We start from the raw sequence: 20,379 nt of genomic DNA, 5'->3' as shown, positions 1-20,379 counted from the left end.
CCCGCGCCTCCTGGGCTCGGGGCTCAGGAGGCGCGGGTCGGGTCGGGCGGCTCAGGCCGCGTCGACCACGCGCGAGACGTCCGCGCCGACGCGCTCGCCGGCGACGGTGCCCGTCAGCCCGGCGCTCGCCAGGAAGCGGTCGGCGGTGCGCAGGCCGAGGGCCATGATCGTCAGTGCGGGGTTGGCGACGACGGCGCTCGGGAAGACCGAGTTGTCGGCGATCCAGAGGTTGGGCACGTCGAAGCTGCGTCCGTCGGGGTCGACCACGGCCGTCGTCGGATCGGTGCCCATGCGGCAGGTGCCGATCGTGTGCGCCGTGCGCGCCAGCACGCGGATGTCACGGCCCCCGGCTGCCTCGACGATCGCGGTCATCGTCTCGACGGCGTGGTCGTCGATCGCCTTCTCGTTCTCGCCCGGCGTGAAGGTGACGACGACCTTGGGCATGCCGAACTCGTCGACCTCGTCGGACAGCGTCAGGCGGTTCTGCTCGCTCGGCAGGCACTCGGCGTTGATGCCGACGCCGGCCATGAAGCGGTAGTCGTCGAGCGCCTTCACGAGTTCGGGGCCCCAGAGGCCGGCGCCGCGCGCCAGGGTCGTGGCCAGCGTCAACGGCATCGCGCCGAGGCTCTGGATCAGGTAGCCGCCGACGAAGTCGACGCCCTCGGGCCGCATGGTGTCTTCGGTGATGATCGACGACGGGTACCCGCGGTAGCCGCGCATCTCGGTGTCGAAGGTGCCCCAGACCTGGGTGGCCCCGTGGGCCATGAAGTTGCGGCCGACCTGGTCGCTGCTGTTGGCGATGCCGGCGTGCAGCAGCAGTCGCGGCGTCTCGACGCCGCCTGCGCAGAGGAAGAGCGCGGCGGTGCGCTGGCGGTGCTCGACCCCGTCGCGGACGTAGACCACGGCCGACACCTCACCGGCGTCGTCGAGCTCGATGCCCGTGACCATCGACTCGGGGCGGATCTCGGCCCCGTTCGCGACGGCCATCGGCAGGTAGCTGGTGTCCATGCTGACCTTGGCGCCGCTGCGGCAGCCCTGGTGGCAGCTGCCGCAACCGACGCAGGCCGGGCGGGTGCCGACGTGCTCCTGGCGCCAGTCACGGCTGACCAGGGCGGCGGGGGCGTCCGTGGCCCGGATGCCCAGGGCCTCGCAGCCGCGGATCATCATGTCGCTCGACGCGTTGCGGGCGGGCGGCGGCATCAGGTACGAACGCGACGGGTCCCACGGGTAGTCGGCCGGCCCGGAGACGCCGACGAAGTGCTCGACCTCTTCGATGTACCCGATCAGCTCGGCGTGGTCGACCGGCCAGTCCTCGCCCTTGCCGGTCAGCGACTTCAGCTTGAGATCGCGCTCGTCGGGGCGGGGCGTGAACGCACCCCAGTGCAGGGTCGAACCGCCGACGCCCTTGCCGCTGTTGTTCTGGCCGAAGGCGGTCGGGGTCTCGCCGCCGCTGAGGCGCTCGTCCATCCAGTTGATCTTGACGGCCTCGATCTCGTCCTGCGTGTACTCGTCGGGCTCGAAGTTCGGGCCGGCTTCGAGGGCGACGACCGTGAGCCCCTGCAGGGCGAGCTTGGCGAGGATCGGGGCGCCGCCGGCGCCGGTGCCGATCACGACCGCGTCGACGACCTCGGACTCGTCGTACGTGCGTTGTCCGTCGAGCTTCATCGGGTGACCTCCATGGCTGGTTCCCAGCCCTCTCGTTCGCCGGCACCGAGCCGGCTGAATCCTTGCAGGGCGCGACCGGCACGGCCGTTCGCGAAACCGTCGAAGCCGATGCGTTCCATCGTCGCGGGGTGGGCGAGCCAGAGCTTGACCAGGTCGACGCGGCAGTCCTCGAACCACGCGGTGAGCTGCTCGACCGAGAACGGATGCGCCTCGTCGGCGCTGGGCTGCCCCGTCCCCCCGGGGGTGCCGCCGGTCAGGCCGGCGTCGTCCTGGTCGCCGCCGTGGTGCGAGTCACCGCCACCGCTGTCGCCGACGGTGCCGAGGGCGTCGTCGGGATCGCCCGCGACGATCGCGGCGAGCCGCTCGTCCTGCTGCTCGTAGGTCAGCTCGGTGAAGTCGGCGAGGGCGTCGAGGCCCAGCGCGTAGGCCTCGGGGTCGCTCGGCAGGTCGGCGTTGCGCCAGCCGTCGCCGTAGCCGGCGGCGAGCTGGGCGTCGACCCGTGCGGCGAGGTCGATCGCGTGCGTGGGGTCGTCCTGCGGCACGACGCGGGAGGCCACGGCACGCAACGTGGTCAGCTGCGCCTCGGTCAGCACCTGCGGGGCGTACCGCGGGTCGTCGGCGACGGCGCGCCGGGCGAGTATGCCGCGGGTGTTCGAGGCGGTGCGGCTCGACGCGATGACGCGGGCGAAGTCGTCCGACATGACCGGAGCCCGCCCCGCGTCGTCGCGCCAGAAGTCGAGGACGGCCGCAGCGACCTCGGCCGGGCGCTCGAGCGGCAACAGGTGGCCGGCGCCGTCGAGGGTGAGGTGCGTGGCGCGCGGGTAGACGGCACCGTTGAGGCGGCGCTGGGCGTCCTCGCCCAGCGGCCCGTCGGCGCCACCGGCGACGATCAGGGCGGGCAGGTCGAGGGTGCCGACCTCAACCGACCAGTCCTCGCGGCTGCCGCGGTCGAACCAGGCGGTCCACGCCTCGGGGGAGGTGCGGTGCAGGTCGGCGAGGGCCTGGTCGTCGAGCACGGCGGGCAACGGGGCACCCACGTTGTCGTCGACGAAGGAGCGGGTCGTGTCGGCGTCGAGCGGGCCGTCGGCGGCCGCGGCGATCATCTGATCGCGGTTCGACTCGCTCATCGGTTCGGGTGAGGGCGGGGACGCCGCGAGCAGCACGACCCCGGCGAGACCGAAGAGGCCGCCCTGCCCGGCGAGCGTGCGAGCGGCGACGATCGAGGCGATCTTGCCGCCCATGCTGTGGCCGACGAGCAGCCAGCGGGTGGCACCGTGGCGCCGGATCTGCCGGGTGACCTGACGGACCATGTCGTCGACGGTCACGCCGTCGACCGTGGTGGCGTCGCCGAAGCCGGGCAGGTCGAGGGCTACCACCTCGACGTCGTCGCCGAGCGCCTCGGTGACGGGACCGTACTCGAGCCGGCTCATGCCGAGCGCGTGCAGGCAGAACAGGGTGGGGCGTGTGGTGGTGTCGCTGGTCACTCGGACTCCTCGGAGAAGACGTGGTGCCGGGCGACGTCCCCCGTCGTCTCGGCGAGGTCGACGCTACGTCCCGCCACCGTCATCGGGCCCAATAAGGGCGTACGGACCGCGCCGGTGGTACGACTGACTGCCCACGGCGAGCGATCGTGACGCTGGGAGGCGTACCCCGAGGAGGCGCGGGCGGCGGATGCTCAGCAGTCGCGCCTTGTGCGCGTCCCGCCCGCCCGGGAGGATGGGCGGATGGAAACCGTCATCATCGCCCTCATGGTCATCGGGTCGATCGTCGTCATCTTCGGCATCGTCTTCTTCCTGGTCGCGGCGGTGCTGCCCTCCCGTGCCCCGCGTGCCGACCGTCGTGGTCGCGGCGGACGCCCCGCCGCCCGCACCCGCTAGCCCGGGCAGGCGAACGCAGCCCGGGCTCCGAGACCACGGCCCCCGGCATGGTCTGCCGGGGGCCGATCTGCAGGCCAGCCGCGAGGACGCGCTCGACGACGATCGCGCCAAAGCCCAGGCCTGACGCGTCCGTTCCGCACCTTCGGCCCGGGGTCGCACCACCGACGTGGTGTCGAACCGCCGATGTGCGTGGTTCGACAGCACATCGGTGGTGCGACATCGCTGCCGGCCCTACGGGACGATCGAGTCGACGTAGCCGCCGTCGACCCGCAGCGCCCCGCCCGTCGTCGCCGAGGCGAGGCGCGAGCTGAGGTAGACCACCATGTTGGCGATCTCCTCCGGCTCGATCAGTCGCTGGATGAGCGACTGCGGCCGGTGCTTCAGCATGAACTCGTGCTGGGCCTCCTCCCAGGGCAGGTCGTCGCCGACCAGCTCGCGCACGAACTCCTCGACGCCACCCGTGTGCGTCGGCCCGGCGATGACGCTGTTGACCGTCACGCCCGAGCCCGCCGCCGCCTTCGCGAACCCCCGCGACACCCCCAGCAGCGCCGTCTTCGACACCCCGTAGTGGATCATCTCGACCGGCGTCACGATCGCCGAGTCGCTCGCGATGTACTGCACGCGACCCCAGCCGCGCTGCATCATGCCGGGCAGGTAGGCCCGCGTCAGCCGCACGGCCGACAGCACGTTCGTCTCGAAGTACCGCCGCCACTCGTCGTCGTCGATGCTCAGGGCGTCGGCCGATCCGAAGACACCGAGGTTGTTCACGAGCACGTCGACCTCGGGGAAGGCCGCGACCGCTGCCCGGGCGCCCGCCTCGGTGGCCAGGTCGGCCGCGAGCGTGACGACCCGCGCCTCCTGGGTCTCGTCGTCGAGGGCCGCGAAGTCGGCGTCGCTCGCCAACGATTCGAGGAGGCGCGCCCGGGCCGCGTCCGTGGTCTCGGTCGAGCGTCCGTTCACGATGACGCGGGCCCCGGCTGCTGCCAGCCCCCGGGCGATCGCGAAGCCGATGCCCTGGGTCGATCCGGTGACGAGTGCGGTGGTGCCGTCGAGTTCGATCTTCATGGGTCCATCCTGCTCGCCGGCACCCCGGGTGCCCACCCGGCCTTAGTGGCACCCCGGGTGCCCACCCGACCTCAGCGGCGGCGCGGCACGACCATCGGCGACCCGGTCACGGGGTCCGGCACGACGACGCAGGGCAGGTCGAACACGTCGGTCACCAGCTGCTCGGTCAGCACCTCGGCCGGGGTTCCCGTCGCCACCACGTCGCCGTCGGCCATCACGATCAGGTCGGTCGCGTACCGCGCGGCCTGGTTGAGGTCGTGCAGCACCGCGACCACGGTCGTGCCCTGCCCGTGCAGCCGGGCGAAGATGTCGAGCAGGTCGTACTGGTGCGCGATGTCGAGGTAGGTCGTCGGCTCGTCGAGCAGCAGCACCGGGGTCTGCTGCGCGAGCGCCATCGCGACCCACACTCGCTGGCGCTGGCCGCCCGACAGCTCGTCGACGGGCACGTCGACCAGCTCGGTGAGGTCGGTCTCGGCCAGGGCCGCGTCGACGGCCTCGCGGTCGGTGCCGGTCCACTGCCGGAAGAGCCCCTGGTGCGGGTAGCGGCCCCGGGCGACGAGTTCGGCGACGGTGATGCCGTCGGGCGCGGACGAGGTCTGGGGCAGCAACCCGACGATGCGCGCCACCTCTTTCGCCGGCACGCCCGCGAGCTCGCGTCCGTCGAGCAGGACCGACCCCGACCGGGGCTTCAGGAGGCGCGCGAAGGCCCTCAGCAAGGTCGACTTCCCGCAGGCGTTCGGCCCGACGATGATCGTGAACGAGCCGTCGCGCACGTCGGCGTCGACGGCCTCGCTCACCGTCCGGCGGTCGTAGGCGAGGTGTGCTCCGCGGGCGACGAGGCGGGAGGCGCGGGCCCCGTCGGAGGCGCGGGCGGCGTCGGGCGCACCGGTCGTGTCGGGCGCACCGGTCGCGTCGGGTGCGGGCGGGCGGGTGGCGTCGGCGTTCACGCGGACCTCCGGGATTCCGAGACGAGCAGCGTGATCAGGTAGACCCCGCCGATCACGAGGGTGACGAGGCCGACCGGCACCGGGTTGGCGGCCACGTGCTGGGCGACCAGGTCGGCGACGAGCAGCAGCACCCCGCCGACGAGCCCGCCCGCGACGAGCGGCACCCCGGCCGACCGCACCAGGCGGCGGGCCAGCTGCGGCGCGGCCAGGGCCACGAACGCGATCGGCCCGGTGCTGGCGGTGACCACGGCGGTCAGCGCGACGCCGACCACGACGAGCGCCAGGCGGGACCGTTCGGCGCCGAGGCCGTGCGACCGGGCGGCGTCGTCGCCGAGTTCGAGCTGGCGCAGCGGCCGTGACAACCCCATGACGAGCGGGGTCAGCACGACGAGCAGCACGAGCGCCGGGACGAGCTGCTTCCAGCCGACGAGCGCGAGCGAGCCGGCCCCCCAGAACGACGCGGTCAGCGCGACCTCGGTCTGGGCGCGCAGCAGCAACCAGCTGTTGACCGAGTGCAGCAGGGCGGTGACGCCGATGCCCACGATGATCAGCCGCAGCCCGTGCACGCCGCGGCGGTAGGCGAGCAGGTAGACCACCAACGCGGTCACGAGCCCGCCGATCAGGGCTCCGGCCGCCGTGCCGATCGTCGAGGCCGCACCCGACACGATGACGACGATCGCCCCGGTGTAGGCGCCGGTCGAGAAGCCGATCACGTCGGGCGAGCCCAGCGGGTTGCGGGTCAGCGACTGGAAGATCGTGCCCGAGACGCCGAGGGCGGCGCCGAAGACGAGGGCCGCGAGGACGCGCGGCAGCCGCCAGTTCAGCACGATGGTCGAGGCGAACCCGTCGCCGCCGAACAGGGCCCGGACGACCTCGGGTGGGCTGAGCGGGTAGTCGCCGATGCCGAGGGCGACGATCGCGACGACGACGGCCACCACGACCAGCGTCAGCGTCGCCGTGCGTCGCCGCCCGCCGGTCGAGCGCCACGAGCGCAGGAGGCGCGGGCCGACACCCGGGGAGGCCGGCGTCGGCCGCGGACCCGACGACGTGCCCGTGCCCCGGGTCGGGCGCGTGCCCGGCCCGTCCGCCCGCCTCATGCGCCGCCCACCCGTCGGCGTCGGGCGATCGCGATGAGCACGGGGGCGCCGACGGCCGCAGTGACGAGCCCCGCGGCCAGCTCGCCCGGGGGAGCGACCACGCGGCCGAGGACGTCCGCGAGCAGCAGCAGCACCGGCCCGAGCACGGCCGAGAGGGCGGTGATCCACGGCTGGCTGGGCCCGACGACGCCGCGGGCGGCGTGCGCGACCATGAGCCCCACGAACGCGATGGGCCCGACCACCGCGGTCGCGCCTCCGGCCAGCAGGGTGACGACGACCAACGAGACGACGCGCACGGCCGGCACCGAGACGCCGACCGACGCGGCGTGCTCGTCGCCGAGCGCGACGGCGTCGAGCGGGCGCGAGGCGATCAGGGCGACGACGACCCCGGCCGCGACGAAGGGCAGCACGGTGAGCACGGGTTCCCAGCCGCGGTCGGCGAGCGAGCCGACCTCCCACGCGCGGACGGCGTCGAAGCGACGGGGGTCGGCCAGCACGATCGACGAGGTGATGCCCGCGAGCACCGACCCGAGCGCGAGGCCGGCGAGGGTCAGGCGGGCGGGACCACCGCCTCCGCGTCCGGCGCCGCCGATCAGGGCGACAACGACCGTCGCGACGCCGGCCCCGACGAACGAGAACCAGACCCAGCCGCTCGCCGAGGTCACCCCGGCGAAGCCCACCGCGAGGGCGACGGCGAAGGCGCTGCCCGAGGTGACGCCGAGGATGCCCGGGTCGGCCAGCGGGTTGCGCGTCACGGCCTGCACGACGGCCCCGGCGACCCCAAGCCCGGCGCCGGCCACGATCGCGGCGACCGTGCGCGGCAGGCGGAGGTCGAGCACGGCGGTGGCGTCGGCGGTGTCGCTCCTCGCGGCCCCGGAGAGGATGCGCAGCACGTCGTCGAAGGCGACCGGCCGCGCGCCGACGGCGAGTCCCAGCACGACGGCGAGGGCCAACAGGGTCAGGGCGGCCACGAGGGCGAGGAGGCGCGTGCGGGTTCGCCGGGAGCCTCGCGTCGGTCGCGGGGCACGGCCGACCGTGAGCGCTCGGGGCATCGCCATGATGATTAGCTTAGGCTACCCTCACTTGGAGTCCGGCCGGGCGGCGCACGTCGCCGCCCGGACCCGACCCCCGCACCCCACCTTCCGCCCGACACCACGTCACAGCACCGACGTCACAGCCCTGAGGAACACATGCGCAAGAAACTCTCGATCGCCGCCGCCGTCGCGGTCGCCACCCTCGCCCTGGCCGGCTGCTCGGCCGACACCGACTCCGACGACGCCACCGGCGGTGCCTCGGGCGGGTCGGGCGCGTTCCCCGTCTCGATCGACACGAAGTTCGGCGAGGTCACCGTCGAGAAGAAGCCGACGCGCGTCGTCGCACTCGGCTGGGGCGACGCCGAGGCGGCCCTCGCGCTGGGCGTTCAGCCCGTCGGGGCGTCGGACTGGCTGGCCTTCGGTGACGACGCCGACGGCGTCGGCCCATGGGCGCAGGGTCTGTACGACCAGGCCCCCGAGATCATCGGCACCCTCGAGCCCTCCTACGAGGCCATCGCGGCCCTCGAGCCCGACGTCATCCTCGACACGAAGAGCTCGGGCGACCAGGAGCGCTACGACCGTCTCTCGAGCATCGCCCCGACCGTGGGCGTGCCCGAGGGAGGCGACAGCTACCTGACCGACTTCGAGGACCAGATGGAGCTCGTCTCGAAGGCACTCGGTGAAGAGGCCGAGGGCGAACGACTCGTCGACGAGAACGAGAAGGCCGTCGAGGCCGTCGCCGACGCCCACCCCGAGTGGAAGGGCAAGACGATCACCGCCGCCACGAAGACCAGCGAGGGCTGGGGCGCCTACGTCGAGGACAGCGAGCGGGTCGAGCAGCTCGAGGCGCTCGGCTTCGAGCAGAACCCCGCGATCTCGGCGCTGAAGCCGAACGCCGGCGGCTTCTCGGTGTCGATCTCGAGCGAGCAGCTCGACCAGATCGACGCCGACGTCATCGTGGCGTTCCCGATCTACATCGACACGACCGAGATCACCGACGACCCGCAGTGGAAGGCCCTGTCGGCCGTGCAGGACGGCCACGCCGTCGTCATCGACGGTGACGTCGCCGCCGCGTACTCGCTCGGCTCGGCGCTCTCGCGCCAGTACGCGCTCGACCAGCTGGTGCCGCTGCTCGAGGGCGCCACGAAGTAGTCGTCGCGCCCGCGGTCGGCATCGCGGCGAGCAGGACGGGCGGGTTCGTCCGATGCGGGCGTCGTTGGACGCCCGCATCGCACGGACCCGCCCGTTCCTGCGTGTTCCGGGGTGCCCGGGTGTGCCGGATCGCTGCAGAGGGTGAAAGATGTTCTGGTGACCCACGAGCTGCACGACCTGATGACCCCCGAGAAGAACGTCCAACGCATCATGTGGACCGGCACGATCTGGTTCGTCGCCGCGGTCGGCAGCGTGGCGGTGGCCCTGGGGCTGCTGCTCGCGACCGGCTGGCGTCCCGCCCTCCTCTCGGCCGGGCTGGCGACGTTGTTCTGGGTCGGTGCCGCGCTCGTCGCCCTGAGCGTCGGGCTCATCGGTTGGTCGGGCTGCCCGATCCTCGAGGTCGACGTCCCCACGGCGGACCGCAACAAGACCCGCACCATGCAGGCCGGCACGATGCTCTTCATCGTCGGCGGTGCCGCCGCGCTGCTCGCCGTCCTGCTCGGCCCCGCGAGCTGACGCCGGAGCCCGGCGGGCCGACGCGGACGCCCTGCGGGCCGACGCCCTCGGCCTCCGGGGGACACCTCACGGCCGCCCGTCACTAGGGTGGCGCGAATGAGCGAACACGAACCCTCGACGACGGCCACCGCCCTGCCGGGCCCCGACTGGACCGAGCACGTCGTGTGGTGGCACGTGTACCCCCTGGGATTCGTCGGGGCGGACACGACGGGAGCGGACCGCTCGCCGGCACCGCGCCTCCTCGATCTCGTGCCGTGGCTCGACCACCTGCTGGCGCTCGGCGCCAACGGGCTCGCCCTCGGGCCGGTCTTCGCGTCGTCGACCCACGGCTACGACACCGTCGACTGGCTCACGATCGACCCGCGCCTCGGCACCGAGGACGACCTCGTCACCCTGATCGAGGCCGCCCACGCGAAGGGCGTCAAGGTCATGCTGGACGGCGTCTTCAACCACGTCGGCCCCGAGTTCCCCGCGCTGGTCGAGGCCCGTCGCGACCCCGACTCGAGCGCGGCCTCCCTGTTCCGGCGCGAGGCCGACGGCAGCCTGGGCACCTTCGAGGGGCACGGCGGGCTCATCGCCCTCGACCACTCGTCGCCCGAGGTGGCCCGCACGGTCACGGACGTCCTGACGTACTGGGCCGACCGCGGTGCCGACGCCTGGCGCCTCGACGCCGCCTACTCGGTGCCCTCGCAGTTCTGGGCGACCGTGCTGCCGCCGCTGCGTGAACGGCACCCCGACGTGTACGTCGTGGGCGAGGTGCTGCACGGGGACTACGCGGCGGCCGTCCGTGACGGAGGCCTCGACTCGGTCACCCAGTACGAGCTGTGGCAGGGCGTCTGGCACGCCCTGGCCGAGGTCAACCTGTTCGAGCTCGAGTGGGCGCTGCAGCGTCACGACGGGTTCCTCGACGACTTCGTGCCGCTGACCTTCGTCGGCAACCACGACGTCACGCGCATCGCCAGCCAGATCGACGACGAGCGCCACCACGACCACGCGATCGTGCTGCTCTTCACCCTCGGCGGCACGCCCTCGGTCTACTACGGGGACGAGTTCGGCCTGCGGGCCGTCAAGGAGGCGCGGGTCGGCGGCGACGACGCGGTGCGTCCGGCGTTCCCCTCGACGCCTGCCGAGGCTCCGGGTGCCGGCGTCCCGGACGCCCTCCCCGAGGTCCTCGCCCTGCACCAGGAACTGATCGGCGTGCGACGTCGGCACCCGTGGCTGCACACCGCCCGCAGCCGCACCGTGTCGGTCGCGAACGAGTCGCTCGTGCTCGAGGTCACGGGCGTCGGGGCGGGCGAGGCGCTCGTCGTCGCGCTGAACCTCGGCGACGACGAGCTGCGCGTGGCCGACCCCGCGCCGGGTGGGTGGTTGGCCGGTCGGGACGCGGGCCTCGACGGCGACGTGCTGTCGGTGGGGCCGCACGGCTGGGCGGTCGTCGCCCGCGCCTGACCCGGCCCGCGCCTGAACCGGCCCGCGCCTCCGCGGTCCCTCCGATGCCCGTGGGCATCCCCTGGGAGTCGCGACGAACCCGGCCGGGCCGTCGCTACCGTGCCACGCATGGCTAAGACACGAGAGCTACTCATGACCTCGACCCTCGCCGTCGGTGCGCTGGTCGCCGCCACCGGATGCACGTCCGACCCCGCCGTGACGGCTCCGACCGCCGCGGCCACCGGCGCGCCGAGCGCCCCGGCGACGACCGCGACCCCGGCCGGTTCCGAACAGGACTCGGCCGAGCAGGCGATCGTCGTGCGCTACCTCGACGCGATCGCGGGCGGAGACACGGCGGCGGCCTGGGCCCTGCTGACCCCCGAGGCGCAGCAGTTCTACGGCGCCGAGCGGACCTTCGCCGAGTACTCGCCGGTGGACGGCACGGTGACGCCCGACGAGGCATCGGCCCTGGTCGACGCCGACCTGACCGTGGCCGAGGGGCCCGAGGGCGCCTTCACGCTGGTGAGCGCCACGACCGACGACCTCGCCGACGCCTGGATCGTGCGCGAGACGGCCGACGGCCTGCGCGTCGACGACGCCGGTGTGCCGCCGACCGGCGACTCGCTCTACGAATGGGACAACCCGGCCGCCGGCGCCGAGGACCAGACCGCAGGAGGCGCGGTGTACGACACCACGGCCCCCGCGTCGATCTCGTTCGCCAGCCCGCTGAGCCAGGACCAGACCGAGCCGAGCGTCGTCGGCTACCCCGACACGCTGTGGGTCTTCCTCGACGGGCAGCAGCTGCCGTCGATCCAGGCCGTGTCGGCCGGCTCGGGCAAGCGCTTCACGACCGAGATCGGCGAGTCCGGCGGGGCCGGCCGCGGCCTCACCGTCGTGTGGCAGACGGGTGCCGACTCGCTCGGCTGGCGCAGCAGCACCGTCGTGCTCTGAGGTCGCCGAGGCTCGTGGTCCGAGGTCGCGCCCCGGGGCTCGGGGCTCGTGCCTCAGGGCTCGTGACGACTGGCCGCACGTCGTCCTCGTCGCCCCATGAACCCGGTTTCGAACGATGAACCCGGAAGCTCGTGGGTTCATCGTTCGAAACCGGGTGCACGGGCGTGCGGCGGCCGCGCCGCCGCGGGCCACGGACGATCACGCGGCGGGCAGTCACGCGGCGGGCAGCCGTGCCCGCCTCAGCGGCGACGCAGCAGCGCCATCGCCTCGAGGTGCGGCGTCTGCGGGAACATGTCGAACACGCGCGCGGCGACCACGTCGAACGACGGCATCGCGTCGAGGTCGCTCGCCAGGGTGACGGGATTGCAGCTCGAGTAGACGACGTGCTCGACGTCCGACCCCTCGAGCCAGCCGGCCAGCGTGGCGCCGATGCCGCGTCGCGGCGGGTTGACGATGACCAGCTCGGGAGGCGCGGTGCCGGCCCCTGCGGACCCCGGCTCCGCCGACGCGGATGCGGCCGCGGTCGTCGCGAACCGGGTCGCGTCGTCCGCCGCGAAGCGTACGTGCTCGAGGCCTGCACGACGGGCGCTGCCCCGGGCGCTGGCCACCGCCTCCTCGCTGGTCTCGATGCCGACGACCTCGCGGTGAGCGTGCCGACTCGTGCGGCCGGCGCCCGGGCGCGCGACGTGCAGGGCGAAGCCTCCGACGCCGCAGTAGAGGTCCCACACCGAGGCCGGGTCGATCGCGTCGACCCACTCGGCGGCCTGCGCGTAGAGCCCGGCCGCGATCGCGGTGTTCGTCTGGAAGAAGCTCTGGGGGCGCAGCTCGAGGTCGACCTCGCCGAGCTGCATGGTGAGCGTCTCGCGGTCGGTCAGCACGATCTCGTCGGCGCCCTCGAGCACGGCCTTGTGCTCGGGCAGCAGGTTGACCGACACGACCGCGACCCGGGGCAGGGCCTCGAGCAGCCAGGGCAGCTCGGCCCGCAGCCGCGGCAGGGCCTGCTCGCTGCGCAGCACGAAGCGCACCATCAACTCGCCGGAGGGCGACTCGGTCACGTGCACGTACTTCGCCTCGCCGCGGCGCTTCGGCACGTCGTACGGCAGGAGGCGCGCCCGGGTCACGAACGCCGCCAGCGTCGGCAGCGCCTCCTGGATGCCCGCCGTGTGCAGCCCGCAGCCACGCAGGTCGACACCCTGCCCGCGGCCGTCGAGGATGCCGAGCGTCGGCTCGTCGATCGTGCCGCCGACGACCATCTTCGCCTTGTTGCGGAACCCCGACTCGGGGCCGGTCAGCGTCGGCAGCCAGGCCGCGGGGGCGTGGCGCTCGCCGAGGAGGTCGCGGACGCGCACCTCTTTCTCGGCGACCTGCACCGGGTAGGGGCGGTCGAGGAGCGTGCACGAACGGCACAGCCCCGCGTCGAAGTAGTCGCACTGCATGGCGGGCCGAGTCTAGGCGAGGGGCGCCGGGTGGCGACCCGCGCCTCCTCGGCTGGGTGGGTCAGAGCTGGGTGATGCCGCGCACGAGGGCGAGGGCGCTGCCGACGGCCGCGAGCGTCAGGACGAGGATGCGGCCGACCCGGGCCGGCACGACCTTGCTGAGGTGGTGCCCGACGAACGCGCCGACGAACAGCAGGCCGAGCGCTCCCGCCCACACGGGGACCGGCTCGGTGGGGATGCCCTTCGTCAGCACCGAGGTCAGGTTGACCGCCAGCAGGAACACCTGGCCGGTGCCGACGAAGACCTCCCGGGGCCACCGGTCGCTCGTCGCGTGCACCGTCAGCGCCGGGCCGCCGACGCCGGCGGTCACGTTCATGAAGCCGCCGAGCGCGCCCGCGGCCACGGCGCCGACCCGGCCGGGCAGGAGGCGCGCGCGGCTCGAGAACGCCATCACCAGCACTCCGACCAGGGCCAGGGCACCCACCGCGACGGTCAGCGGGCCGGTCGGGGCGGTCTGCACGACCCACGCACCGATCGGGATCGTCACGAGCGCGGGCAGGACGAGGAGGGCCGCCGTCCGCCACCGCACCGTCCGCCAGGTGCTCGCCAGCACGACCAGCGCGAGCACGGCGGCGAGGGCGTTGCCGACCGAGACGCCGGCCTCGGGGCCGAGGACCACGACGAGCAGGGGTGCGGCCGTGAGCGCGAAGCCGATTCCCGCCATGCGCTGCGTGAGGGCGCCGACCACGATGGCCGCGGCGGCGAGGGCGAGCGTCAGCGGGGTCACGCCGTCACGCTACCGGGGTGGGCGTGACGGCGGGCGTGGCAGGGCAGCGCCGCTGTGGGCAACCGGCGGGTACTACGCCAGGAGATGGGCACGGCGCCAGGACTAGTCGTGGCGCGGTGTCCATCTCGTGGTGTTGTGCGGCGTCAGTAGGGTGGCGGCATGACCGACTCGTCGAAGACCGTCCAGTTGCGCCGCTACGAGCTCGTCGAGGGGGTGCTCGACGACTTCGTCGCCTGGTTCGCCTCGACGTTGATCCCCGCCCGGCTGTCCGAGGGCTTCGAGATCGAGTTCGCCTACGCCGACCGTGACGCGAACCAGTTCGTCTGGGCCGTCAGCGCCCCGGGGGACGCCGCGCGCTTCGCCGAGGTCGAGGCCGCCTACCTGCAGTCCGAGGCGCGCGCCGCGGCGTTCGCCGGCCAGCCCGTGCGGGTGGCGACGCAGCACGTCACGCTCGTGGAGCCCGTCGCCTGACCGCCCCGCCCCTGCGACACCGCCGAGGGGACAGGACACCGCCGAACGCCGCGGTGTCGTGTCCACTCGGCGATGCCTCGTCAGCACGGCCGACGTCGGTGCGGTGACGGCTCCGGGCAGGCCCGACTAGAGGGCGTCGACGAACATCTGGGTCGCGAGCGGCACGTTCGTGGCGTTCGACGACGGGTCCCAGCCGACGACCGCGACGGCGTCGCCGCCGACGCGGGCGGTCAGGCCGACCAGGGTGAAGCTGCCGCCGCCGACGGTGCCCGTGACGCGCCAGCCGAGCGACTCGTCGGTGCCCGTGAGGGTCGGCTCGGTGGTCTCGACCGTGGTCTGCACGGGCTGGCCCTGCATCGTGAAGAGGGCGGTGCCGTCCGCGCAGCGGGTCAGGGCGTCGGACGCCTCGGCGACCAGGGCCGAAGCCGCGTCGTCGTCACCCGTGCTCGCGACGACGGTGGTCATCGAGCGGTCGTTGCTCGTGCCGAACTCGAGCGCGCCGTCGGGGGCGGCGTCGTCCCAGCCGACGCCGAACGGGGCGAGGCAGCTCGGGTCGCTCGCGGTCAGCCCCGGGTAGACCGAGTCGAGCAGCTGGTCGGTCGTGTCGAACTCGTCGGGCACGAACTGGATGCCCGTGAAGACGGACGCCAGTTCGGCGTCCGAGAGGGCGGCCGACGAGGCGTCGGCGGTCGCCGTGGCCGACGGACTCGCCGCGGTGGTGGCGCTCGGCGTCGTGGTCGGCTCGTCGCCGGCACCCCCTGAGCACCCGGTCAACAGCAACACGAGAGTGGCGGCCCCGATGGGCAGCGTGGTCCTGATCGACATGTCGTCCCCTCCGTCCGGGCACCCCCGTGGTCCCGCGACGCCCCGAGGCTACCAGCGGGTCGTGATGCTGCTCGGGCCCGCGCGTCGCACCGCGGACCCGACGTCGCACCGTCGAGATCGGCGGTGCGACGTCCGGTTCGTGGTGCGACCCGGGCCGATGACGGGAGGCCGATCGGCCTCGGACCCCGGGCTCAGGGCAGCAGGCCCGAGCGGTAGGCCCAGACGACGGTCTGCAGGCGGTCTCGGGTGCCGAGCTTGGTCGTGATGCGGGTGAGGTGCGACTTGACCGTGCTCGTCTCGACCACCAGGCGCTCGCCGATCTCGTCGTTCGAGAGCCCCTCGCCGAGCAGGCGGACGAGCTCGCGCTCGCGCTCCGTCAGGACGTCGGGCGACGGTTCGACCGCCGACGTCCGCCGGCGCCGCGTGAACTCGGCGATCACCCGCCGCGTGGTGGCGCCGTCGATCGCCGCGCGGCCCGAGGCCAGGGCGCGGACGGCACCGACGAACTCGTCGGGCTCGACGTCCTTGAGCACGAACCCGCTCGCGCCCGCCTCGAGGGCACCGAACACGTACTCGTCGAGGTCGAAGGTCGTGGCGACGAGGACCGCGGGGGTGCTCGCCGACCCGACCCGCGCCTCCTGCCCGTCGACGGCATCGGTGCCGAGGGGCGGGCCGCCGCCGAGGGGCGCTGACGAGCCGAGGCCGCCGGCAGCGGCCGTTCCGGCGGCACCGGGCCCGACCCGGGCGTCGACGATCGCCCGCGTCGCCTCGATGCCGTCGCCACCGGGCATCCGCACGTCCATCACGACGACGTCGGGGCGGGTGCGTCGCACGACCTCGACCGCCTCGCGCCCGCCGGAGGCCTCGCCGACGACCTCGATGCCGCCCGCCGTCTCGAGCACGACCCGGAAGCCGGTGCGCACGATCGCCTGGTCGTCGACCAGCACGACCCGGATCATTCGGCACCCCCGCCGGCGAGCCCCGCACCTGGCCCTGGCGTCGCCGCGGGCGTCGCAGCGGGTGCCGACGGCCCGGCCGTCGAGGCGTCCGCCTCGACCGGCAGCTCGAGCCGCACCCGCCACTGCCCCTCGGCGGTCACCCCGGTGTCGAGCCGTCCGCCGACCAGGTCGGCCCGCTCGCGCATGCCGACCAACCCGAGGCCGCCGCCCCCCGACGTGGCGCGAGAGAGGGGCAGGTCGTTCTCGACGACGATCACGAGGGACTCGGCCGTCGCGCGGAGACGCAGCTCGACCGTCGCCCCCGGCGCGTGCCGACGGGCGTTGACGAGCGCCTCTTGCACCGTGCGGTAGGCCGTCACGTCGGCGAGCGGGGCCAGCGACGGCAGCGTCCCGTCGACGTGCGAGTCGACGACGGCCCCGGAGGCGCGGGCCTGGTCGACGAGGTCGCCCACGTCGCCGAGACCAGGAACGGGCACGGTGCCGCTCGGCCCGTCGCCGGTCTCGCGGAGGATGCCCACGATCGACCGCAGCGCGTCGAGGGTCTCGCGGCCCTGGGCGCGGACGCTGCGCAGGGACTCCTTGGCGCGCTCGGGGTCGCCGTCGACGAGGCGTTCGGCGGCACCCGCCTGCACGACGAGCCCGGTGAGGTGGTGGGCGGCGACGTCGTGCAGCTCACGGGCCATGCGCGTGCGCTCGGCGGCGACCGCGGCCCGGGTGAGCGTCGCCTGGTGCTCGACGCCCTCGGCCGCGCGGGCCCGGGCGTCACGGTCGTGGGCGCGGCGCAGGGCCACCCACGAGCCGACGGCGGCGCTCACGCCGTCGATCAGCACGGCGCTGGCCACGAGGGCGAGGGCCTCGACGACGACGCCGACCTCGCCGAGCCCCGCGGCGGCCCCGAGCTGGTCCTTCACGAGGGCCGAGGCACCGACGGCGGCCCCGACGGCCTCGATGCCGACGGCGGCGAGGACCGCCCCGACGACGACCCGCGTCGGCCGCAGGGTGGCGACCGTGTACGCCGTGACGACGGGGGCGGCCGTCCACAGGGCGAGGCCCGTCGGCAGCACCGCGAGCAGGGCGGCCTGCAGGACGGCGACCGCGAGCAGGGCCGTGACGGGTCGGACGCGTCGGAGCGCCAGGGGCACGTGCTGGGCGAGCGCCAGCACGATCACGGCGACGATCTGGGCCGTCGGGATGCTGCGGTTCGCGCCGTAGAACTCGCCCGCCGCGAGCAGCGTCGCGAGGAAGGCGATCGTGACGAGCACCCAGACGCCGGCGAGCACGACGTCGCGGCCGAGCACCGTGTGCACGCCGAGCCGGTCGAGGACCCGGCGCACCGTGTCGACCCCGGGGCCGGCCCGGTCGGCGGCCGGCGCCGCGGCGGGCGGGGTGTCAGGGCTCGTGGTCACGGTCCGAGCATGCCAGGTGCCACGGGCCTCCCGGCCCCGGACCGACGACGGTTGTGCACCGTCGGCCCGGGTGTCGCGCTGGGGGCGGGGCATCAGAAGCTCACGCTCGGGGCGATGAGGCGGAAGCCGAAGGCGAATCCGGCGAGGACGACGAGCGACACGAGGACGAGCACGCGTCCGGTCACGACGGCCCAGCCGCGACGCTCGCGCACGGCCTGCCAGGCGACCAGGGCGGCCGGCACGATCGCGACGACGCCGAGCAGCTGCAGCCCCTGCAGCACGCGCAGGGTCACGGCCGACACCTCGGCGAACGACATGGCCTGGACCGCGACGACCGCCCAACCGACGAGGGCCAGCAGCGTCGACGCCTGTCCCAGACGGGACAGCAGCAGGGTGCGGTCGCGGCGACGCGGGGTGGTCGCGACCGCCCCGGTCGACGGGCCGGCCCGGAGGTCCCGACGGCGGCGTCCCACACCGGCGAGGGCGGTGGCCGGCCAGACGATCATCGAGGCGAACAGCACCACGACGGCCAGGATCACGCTCGGCAGCACGGCCGACGCCGCCTGCCAGGGCTGCGCCCGCAGCATGGTGAAGGAGGCGCCCCACGAGATCGCCTCGACCGTCGAGTCCCCGTCGGTGTCGGCGGTCCGCGTCGCGAGCAGGGCGTCTCCGCCGACCTCGCGCCACAGGTCGGTCCCGACCTTCTCGTAGACGCCGGTGGTCACGCCGAGGGGTTTCGGGGTGACGGCGACCGTGCCGTCCGAACGGGGGACGATCGTGGTCTGACCGCTCAGCGCGAGCAGGGCGCCGGGGTTGGTGACGGGGGAGCGCGACGAGAGGTACGTGCCGGCCAGGTCGGCGGCCACGGGGCCGTCGGTCGAGTCGGTCGAGTCGGTCGAGTCGGACGCGTCGGTCGAGTCCGCGGCCGCCGCGTCACGCAGGTACCGGTCGGCGAACCCCTGCAGCACCGTGGTGCGCAGGTCGAGGGAGGCCGTGGCCGATCGTCCGCTGCCGTTCATGCTGAGGAAGATGCCGGTGTCGTGCTGGGGGAACATCCGCATCGCCGAGTGGAACACCTGCGTGTCGCCGTCGTGGCCGAAGGCGGCCAGGCCGGGCGTGCTGTCGTCGAAGAACGCGAGGTCCATGCGCTGGCCGGCGACGAGCGTGCCGAGGTCGTCCGCGTCGAGGGCGGGGCGGTGCATCTCGGCGAGCGTGTCGGGCTGCAACAGCGCCTGGTCGTCGGGCAGGTCGCCGAGCTGGGCGAGCATGAACCGGGCCATGTCGGTCGCGGTGGCCGACATCGCACCGGCCGGCGCCGCGTTGACGACCTCGGTGGCGACGGCGGGCTTCGAGTCGTCCGGGTAACCGTGCGCCAGACGGGCGTCCAGGTCGGCGGGCAGCGGCTGGGCGAACGACGACGAGGTCATGCCGGCCCGGTCGAAGACGTCCTTCTGCAGCAGGTCGGCGAACGGGACCCCGCTGACGCGCTCGGCGACGTAACCGGCCAGGGTGGCTCCGTAGTTGGAGTACGCCGGGGTCGTGCCGGGCACGAAGACCTGGGCCGGGGGAGCCTCGCTGACGGCCTCGCGCAGCGTCTTCTCGCTGCCGGGCGTGCCGATCAGTCCCGAGATGACCTCCTCGAAGCCGGCCGTGTGGGTGAGCAGGTGTCGCAGGGTGACGGCGCCCTTCGGGGTGTCGAGGTCGAAGTCGAGGTACTGCTGCACATCGGCGTCGAGGTCGAGGTCGCCCTGCTCGACGAGCTGCATGACGGCGGTGGCCGAGACGACCTTCGAGACCGAGCCGACGCGGAACAGCGTGCGCTCGGGGTCGACGGCCTCGGCGGGCGTCTCGCCGGTGCCGGTGTCGGCCATGCCGTAGCCGCGGGCGGTCAGCAGCTTCCCGTCGGCGACGACCGACACGGTCGCCCCCGGGATGCCGGTCGTCTGCAGCGCCGAGCCGACGGCGCCGTCGAGCCACGTGTCGACGTCGTCCTGCGTGAGCGAGTGCCCGCCGGGCTGGTGCTGCGGCGGTGCAGGAGGCGCGGGGTCGGCGGTCGCGCCCGTCGCCCCGGACGCGCAGCCGGCGAGCGTGACGCCCAGGGCGACGACGGCCGCGGCGGCGAGGGTCTTTCGGACGAGGAGGCGCGGGTGGCGCCGCCGGGACGGAGGGGCTTCTCGAGTCGGTGTCGTGATCATGCCTCTACGCTCGCGGCTGCGCCGCCGCGGCACCGGGTGCAGGAGTCGGGACCTCGCGTACGACTTTCGTCGTACGCCGGTGCCTCCCCGGCCCGGACCAGCCGGGCGTCGGTGGTCGCGCCTACGGTCACCGACATGGGCGTGCAGACGAAGTTCGAGAACGCGCGGGCGGCACTGCGCAAGCCGCCGGCCGAGCACCCGTGCGCGATCCCCCCGATCCCGGGCGGGCAGGGGCTGTGGCTGATCCGGCAGGGCGAGGCGCCGGCGCTCGGCTTCGTGCGCCAGCGGCCGGTCACGGGCGGCTTCGCGTTCGACGTCTACGCCCACTGCCGCGACGAGGGCGGGCGTCGCCCGTGGCTCCACACGGCGTCGTCGTTGAACTCGGCCGTCGCGTGGACGCTGCAGCACGACGCCGACGTCCGTGCGCTCATCGCCCGCAGCACCGCCGAGCCCGACCCGTGGCCGCCCCCCGCGCCTCCTGAGCCTGCCGCCGGTCGCCGCCGCCGCCCCTGACCTCGGGCTGCACCCATGACCGGACCGCAAGGCACCCGCACCGCAGAACCCGCAC

19 protein-coding genes are annotated in these 20,379 nt (G+C 74.1%); 7 read left to right on the top strand and 12 right to left on the bottom strand.

The window, feature by feature from the left end; genetic code table 11:
* Positions 1-51: 51 nt before the first annotated feature.
* Positions 52-1,665: a GMC family oxidoreductase gene (locus ASE87_RS08660; RefSeq protein ID WP_082059854.1), complete on the bottom strand. Its 1,614-nt coding sequence runs from the start codon at positions 1,663-1,665 to the stop codon at positions 52-54.
* Entirely contained in the window at positions 1,662-3,149 is a 1,488-nt protein-coding gene (locus ASE87_RS08655; protein WP_056227758.1) for an alpha/beta hydrolase, read from the bottom strand. The genes ASE87_RS08660 and ASE87_RS08655 overlap by 4 nt, the downstream gene beginning before the upstream one ends.
* Positions 3,150-3,389: 240 nt before the next feature.
* On the opposite strand from ASE87_RS08655, the gene ASE87_RS16085 reads away from it, so the two are divergent.
* Positions 3,390-3,542 (top strand): hypothetical protein, encoded by a 153-nt coding sequence (locus ASE87_RS16085; RefSeq protein ID WP_156155479.1) that lies wholly within the window; start codon positions 3,390-3,392, stop codon positions 3,540-3,542.
* Between the two features lie 231 nt (positions 3,543-3,773).
* Here the strand turns inward: ASE87_RS16085 and ASE87_RS08650 are convergent, their stop codons facing one another.
* The 4 genes from ASE87_RS08650 to ASE87_RS08635 form a co-directional block, all read right to left on the bottom strand.
* Entirely contained in the window at positions 3,774-4,607 is an 834-nt protein-coding gene (locus ASE87_RS08650; RefSeq protein ID WP_056227757.1) for an SDR family NAD(P)-dependent oxidoreductase, read from the bottom strand.
* A gap of 71 nt (positions 4,608-4,678) precedes the next feature.
* Complete coding sequence (locus ASE87_RS08645) at positions 4,679-5,554, bottom strand: ABC transporter ATP-binding protein (protein ID WP_082452509.1); 876 nt, start codon at positions 5,552-5,554, stop codon at positions 4,679-4,681.
* Entirely contained in the window at positions 5,551-6,651 is a 1,101-nt protein-coding gene (locus ASE87_RS08640) for an iron chelate uptake ABC transporter family permease subunit (protein ID WP_082452508.1), read from the bottom strand. Before ASE87_RS08640 ends, ASE87_RS08645 begins: the two co-directional genes overlap by 4 nt.
* On the bottom strand, positions 6,648-7,709 hold the full coding sequence (locus ASE87_RS08635) for an iron ABC transporter permease (RefSeq protein ID WP_056227754.1): 1,062 nt from the start codon (positions 7,707-7,709) through the stop codon (positions 6,648-6,650). Before ASE87_RS08635 ends, ASE87_RS08640 begins: the two co-directional genes overlap by 4 nt.
* A gap of 132 nt (positions 7,710-7,841) precedes the next feature.
* On the opposite strand from ASE87_RS08635, the gene ASE87_RS08630 reads away from it, so the two are divergent.
* The 4 genes from ASE87_RS08630 to ASE87_RS08615 all read left to right on the top strand — a co-directional run bounded on the left by ASE87_RS08630 (position 7,842) and on the right by ASE87_RS08615 (position 11,732).
* A complete protein-coding gene (locus ASE87_RS08630; protein WP_056227751.1) occupies positions 7,842-8,837 on the top strand; it encodes an iron-siderophore ABC transporter substrate-binding protein in 996 nt (331 codons plus the stop codon).
* A gap of 156 nt (positions 8,838-8,993) precedes the next feature.
* The gene (locus ASE87_RS08625; RefSeq protein ID WP_043595969.1) at positions 8,994-9,353 is read left to right on the top strand and encodes a hypothetical protein; all 360 of its coding nucleotides are present in this window, start codon (positions 8,994-8,996) and stop codon (positions 9,351-9,353) included.
* A 96-nt stretch (positions 9,354-9,449) separates the two neighbouring features.
* Positions 9,450-10,802 carry an alpha-amylase family glycosyl hydrolase gene (locus ASE87_RS08620; protein WP_056227749.1) on the top strand — a complete coding sequence of 451 codons (1,353 nt, stop codon included), beginning with the start codon at positions 9,450-9,452 and terminating at the stop codon, positions 10,800-10,802.
* Positions 10,803-10,910: 108 nt separating this feature from the next.
* A complete protein-coding gene (locus tag ASE87_RS08615; RefSeq protein ID WP_157489782.1) occupies positions 10,911-11,732 on the top strand; it encodes a hypothetical protein in 822 nt (273 codons plus the stop codon).
* Positions 11,733-11,971: 239 nt separating this feature from the next.
* On the opposite strand, the gene rlmC is transcribed toward ASE87_RS08615, so the two are convergent.
* On the bottom strand, positions 11,972-13,168 hold the full coding sequence (rlmC, locus tag ASE87_RS08610; protein WP_056227742.1) for a 23S rRNA (uracil(747)-C(5))-methyltransferase RlmC: 1,197 nt from the start codon (positions 13,166-13,168) through the stop codon (positions 11,972-11,974).
* A 61-nt stretch (positions 13,169-13,229) separates the two neighbouring features.
* Entirely contained in the window at positions 13,230-13,955 is a 726-nt protein-coding gene (locus ASE87_RS08605) for a sulfite exporter TauE/SafE family protein (protein ID WP_056227739.1), read from the bottom strand.
* 159 nt (positions 13,956-14,114) lie between these two features.
* Between ASE87_RS08605 and ASE87_RS08600 the strand changes: the two genes are divergently transcribed.
* On the top strand, positions 14,115-14,426 hold the full coding sequence (locus ASE87_RS08600; protein WP_056227736.1) for a hypothetical protein: 312 nt from the start codon (positions 14,115-14,117) through the stop codon (positions 14,424-14,426).
* Between the two features lie 126 nt (positions 14,427-14,552).
* Here ASE87_RS08600 and ASE87_RS08595 read toward each other — a convergent pair whose 3' ends face one another.
* The 4 genes from ASE87_RS08595 to ASE87_RS08580 all read right to left on the bottom strand — a co-directional run bounded on the left by ASE87_RS08595 (position 14,553) and on the right by ASE87_RS08580 (position 19,811).
* The gene (locus ASE87_RS08595; protein WP_056227733.1) at positions 14,553-15,251 is read right to left on the bottom strand and encodes a hypothetical protein; all 699 of its coding nucleotides are present in this window, start codon (positions 15,249-15,251) and stop codon (positions 14,553-14,555) included.
* A gap of 191 nt (positions 15,252-15,442) precedes the next feature.
* Complete coding sequence (locus ASE87_RS08590; protein WP_056227730.1) at positions 15,443-16,210, bottom strand: response regulator transcription factor; 768 nt, start codon at positions 16,208-16,210, stop codon at positions 15,443-15,445.
* On the bottom strand, positions 16,207-17,616 hold the full coding sequence (locus tag ASE87_RS08585) for a histidine kinase (RefSeq protein ID WP_235472257.1): 1,410 nt from the start codon (positions 17,614-17,616) through the stop codon (positions 16,207-16,209). The genes ASE87_RS08590 and ASE87_RS08585 overlap by 4 nt, the downstream gene beginning before the upstream one ends.
* Before the next feature lie 92 nt (positions 17,617-17,708).
* The gene (locus ASE87_RS08580) at positions 17,709-19,811 is read right to left on the bottom strand and encodes a serine hydrolase (RefSeq protein WP_056227728.1); all 2,103 of its coding nucleotides are present in this window, start codon (positions 19,809-19,811) and stop codon (positions 17,709-17,711) included.
* Between the two features lie 135 nt (positions 19,812-19,946).
* Between ASE87_RS08580 and ASE87_RS08575 the strand changes: the two genes are divergently transcribed.
* Positions 19,947-20,324, top strand: a complete 378-nt coding sequence (locus tag ASE87_RS08575) for a hypothetical protein (RefSeq protein ID WP_056227725.1) — start codon at positions 19,947-19,949, stop codon at positions 20,322-20,324.
* Positions 20,325-20,379 lie beyond the last annotated feature (55 nt).

This window comes from Frigoribacterium sp. Leaf44, assembly GCF_001421865.1.
Lineage (GTDB): Bacteria > Actinomycetota > Actinomycetes > Actinomycetales > Microbacteriaceae > Frigoribacterium.
Note: the sequence above shows the minus strand (reverse complement) of the source record. Positions and strands in the feature narration are given on the sequence as shown.

Bases quoted from the DNA above. Each gene is read 5' to 3' on its own strand.
- ASE87_RS08660 (WP_082059854.1), bottom strand. From the start codon at position 1,665: ATGAAGCTCGACGGACAACGCACGTACGACGAGTCCGAGGTCGTCGAC.
- ASE87_RS16085 (WP_156155479.1), top strand. From the start codon at position 3,390: ATGGAAACCGTCATCATCGCCCTCATGGTCATCGGGTCGATCGTCGTC.
- ASE87_RS08650 (WP_056227757.1), bottom strand. From the start codon at position 4,607: ATGAAGATCGAACTCGACGGCACCACCGCACTCGTCACCGGATCGACC.
- ASE87_RS08640 (WP_082452508.1), bottom strand. From the start codon at position 6,651: ATGAGGCGGGCGGACGGGCCGGGCACGCGCCCGACCCGGGGCACGGGC.
- ASE87_RS08635 (WP_056227754.1), bottom strand. From the start codon at position 7,709: ATGGCGATGCCCCGAGCGCTCACGGTCGGCCGTGCCCCGCGACCGACG.
- ASE87_RS08630 (WP_056227751.1), top strand. From the start codon at position 7,842: ATGCGCAAGAAACTCTCGATCGCCGCCGCCGTCGCGGTCGCCACCCTC.
- ASE87_RS08620 (WP_056227749.1), top strand. From the start codon at position 9,450: ATGAGCGAACACGAACCCTCGACGACGGCCACCGCCCTGCCGGGCCCC.
- ASE87_RS08615 (WP_157489782.1), top strand. From the start codon at position 10,911: ATGGCTAAGACACGAGAGCTACTCATGACCTCGACCCTCGCCGTCGGT.
- rlmC (WP_056227742.1), bottom strand. From the start codon at position 13,168: ATGCAGTGCGACTACTTCGACGCGGGGCTGTGCCGTTCGTGCACGCTC.
- ASE87_RS08600 (WP_056227736.1), top strand. From the start codon at position 14,115: ATGACCGACTCGTCGAAGACCGTCCAGTTGCGCCGCTACGAGCTCGTC.
- ASE87_RS08595 (WP_056227733.1), bottom strand. From the start codon at position 15,251: ATGTCGATCAGGACCACGCTGCCCATCGGGGCCGCCACTCTCGTGTTG.
- ASE87_RS08590 (WP_056227730.1), bottom strand. From the start codon at position 16,210: ATGATCCGGGTCGTGCTGGTCGACGACCAGGCGATCGTGCGCACCGGC.
- ASE87_RS08580 (WP_056227728.1), bottom strand. From the start codon at position 19,811: ATGATCACGACACCGACTCGAGAAGCCCCTCCGTCCCGGCGGCGCCAC.
- ASE87_RS08575 (WP_056227725.1), top strand. From the start codon at position 19,947: ATGGGCGTGCAGACGAAGTTCGAGAACGCGCGGGCGGCACTGCGCAAG.